Raw genomic sequence first — 1628 nt, 5'->3', positions numbered from 1 at the left:
TTAAGAAAAAATAATTTTGAGGCAAAAAAAAACGAAAAACTGAAAAAAAAATAATGAGTCGTAAGAAAAATATTTATGGACAGGAAAACTCTCAAACAAAATTTTTGAAAAATGCGACTTTATGGACAGACACTAATTATTGCTCTCATATTTTCTTTAAAATGAACGCTAACGGTCGGGCGCTGGCACCGTGCTGCATTGTATGGTCTTTAACCGCGCATGGGCGTCAGCCCTAGCGGACACTTGGAAATCTTTGCAGCATGGAGCTATGCGCCATGTTAGCGGTATGTTGCCTTAGTACAATCATCATTTATTTTATTTTATTCCGATACTAAATTTAATAAATTTTTCTACAAGTGTTAATAGGCGATTTAATTAGATATATCAATTTTTAATTTTTTGCCAAGTCCTATTTCAACAATTTTCTGAAGAGTTGAGATTTCAATTCCAGATTTTTCATTCTCAATCTTTGATATATATTGAGTTGTTGTTCCGCTTTTCATTGCTAATTCTGTTTGTGTATAGCCTGCATTTATTCTTGCCATTCTTAATATTTTTCCCAGTCTGAATCCTTTATTTATTTGGTATGAAACACTGTTTTGATATAAGATATCTGGACTTAAATCAAAGTATCCATTTATCTTTTTATTCTCAATGTCTAATACTTCAATTTTTATATTTTCCCATGCCAAGGTTTGATTTATTAATTTGACTTTTCGGAACTCTTTTAAATCCGTTAATTTATATTCAATATCATTTGTTGTAATTTCCCATTCTTGAAATAATTTTTGAAAATCAATCAAACGATATTCTCCTGTATTAAATATACAAATTATTTGGTAGTCTTTTATCTTATATATTTTTAAAATTCTTGGCATATTAGTTTTTGTTCTCATAAAACCGTTTATTTAAAAGTTTAAAATTATTCAGTAAAAATTCTTGATGATTCTTAGCCCAGTCTAATACTTGACGATATTGAGCTTGTGGAATATTCCCTCTATATGTTTCTAAAGTCTCAATTATTATTAATATCTCATATTCCGCATATATTGCATGAAAATGCGGAGGTAAATGTTCTCTTGAATATATATCAATCTTGATTGAATTTAAAAGATAAATTGTTGGCATTTTTTATTTTTTCTACAAATTTACCTAATTAGATGATAACAAACAAATATATTGTGATTTTTTTTTCTAATCGCCTATAAACTTTTAGAAATTAGTATTTTATAAATTTATGTTTTTTTCATATCGGTATCATCATCGTTTTAAAAAAGCAATTATCGCTAACGGTACTCGCATAGGAAAAGTGCCACACACAATATTTATCAGCGTATATGCGCAGCATTAGCTTGTCAATACGTGTGGCATTTTTCTTATGCGATGTTAGCAGTTCGGGCATTTGTTTTACTATTTTGTTTATGTCAAAGTTATTGTTTTTCTGTCTTTTATCAAGAGGGAAGGAGAAAAATTTTGAAAAAGAGGGCTAAATAGTGTCTGTCCATAAAGTCGCATTTTTCAAAAATTTTGTTTGAGAGTTTTCCTGTCCATAAATATTTTTCTTACGACTCATTATTTTTTTTTCAGTTTTTCGTTTTTTTTTGCCTCAAAATTATTTTTTCTTAAAT

At 28.5% G+C, this 1628-nt stretch carries 2 protein-coding genes; both read right to left on the bottom strand.

Features of this window, described 5'->3' with window-relative positions; genetic code table 11:
- Nucleotides 1–371: 371 nt before the first annotated feature.
- Nucleotides 372–896 (bottom strand): helix-turn-helix transcriptional regulator, encoded by a 525-nt coding sequence (locus tag HY951_11920; protein ID MBI5540761.1) that lies wholly within the window; start codon nt 894–896, stop codon nt 372–374.
- A complete protein-coding gene (locus HY951_11915) occupies nt 880–1128 on the bottom strand; it encodes a DUF4160 domain-containing protein (GenBank protein ID MBI5540760.1) in 249 nt (82 codons plus the stop codon). Before HY951_11915 ends, HY951_11920 begins: the two co-directional genes overlap by 17 nt.
- Nucleotides 1129–1628: the final 500 nt, after the last annotated feature.

This window comes from Bacteroidia bacterium (assembly GCA_016218155.1).
Classification (GTDB): domain Bacteria; phylum Bacteroidota; class Bacteroidia; order Bacteroidales; family GWA2-32-17; genus GWA2-32-17.
This window is presented reverse-complemented; position numbering and strand designations above follow the sequence as displayed.